Below are 663 nucleotides of genomic sequence, written 5' to 3' on the forward strand. Positions count from 1 at the left end.
CGTCCTTCATCGGCTCCTAGTGCCAAGGCATCCACCGTGCGCCCTTTCTAACTTAACCTACAGTTAAAAAGTTTCTCTATATTAAATAGAGAGAAAACTAAAATGGCGATTACTCGGTATTTCTTTGTCCAGTTTCGGCTCCTAACTTCTCGGCCGTTTCGATCCGTCTAGTCAAATCCAAAAGCAGGATTTGTCAAGCAGGCTCTCCAACGTCTGTCGAAGTTGAACAGTCGCCTCCACTTTCCTTGGTTTTCTTCATATATCATTATCTAGTTTTCAAAGAACGATTTTTGGTGGAGCCTAGCGGGATCGAACCGCTGACCTCCTGCGTGCAAGGCAGGCGCTCTCCCAGCTGAGCTAAGGCCCCATTAAGTTTGTATGGTGGGCCTAAATGGACTCGAACCATCGACCTCACGCTTATCAGGCGTGCGCTCTAACCAGCTGAGCTATAGGCCCATACAACAGAAAAAAAGAACTTGCTATTTTATATATGAGAGTTTGCTCTCTCAAAACTAAACAAATCATATCATCAACGATAGTTAGCTTCGACCGAAGGTCGTAAGCCTCAATTTTCCTTAGAAAGGAGGTGATCCAGCCGCACCTTCCGATACGGCTACCTTGTTACGACTTCACCCCAATCATCTGTCCCACCTTAGGCGGCTG

General features: G+C 46.5%; 2 tRNA genes and 1 rRNA gene. All 3 read right to left on the minus strand.

Going from position 1 to position 663, the window contains the following annotated elements:
- Positions 1-291: 291 nt before the first annotated feature.
- A tRNA-Ala gene (locus ACVBAX_RS25320) sits at positions 292-367 on the minus strand.
- 12 nt (positions 368-379) lie between these two features.
- A tRNA-Ile gene (locus ACVBAX_RS25325) sits at positions 380-456 on the minus strand.
- A 123-nt stretch (positions 457-579) separates the two neighbouring features.
- A 16S ribosomal RNA gene (locus ACVBAX_RS25330) occupies positions 580-663 on the minus strand; the annotation flags it as partial.

It is taken from the genome of Robertmurraya sp. GLU-23, from assembly GCF_052983275.1.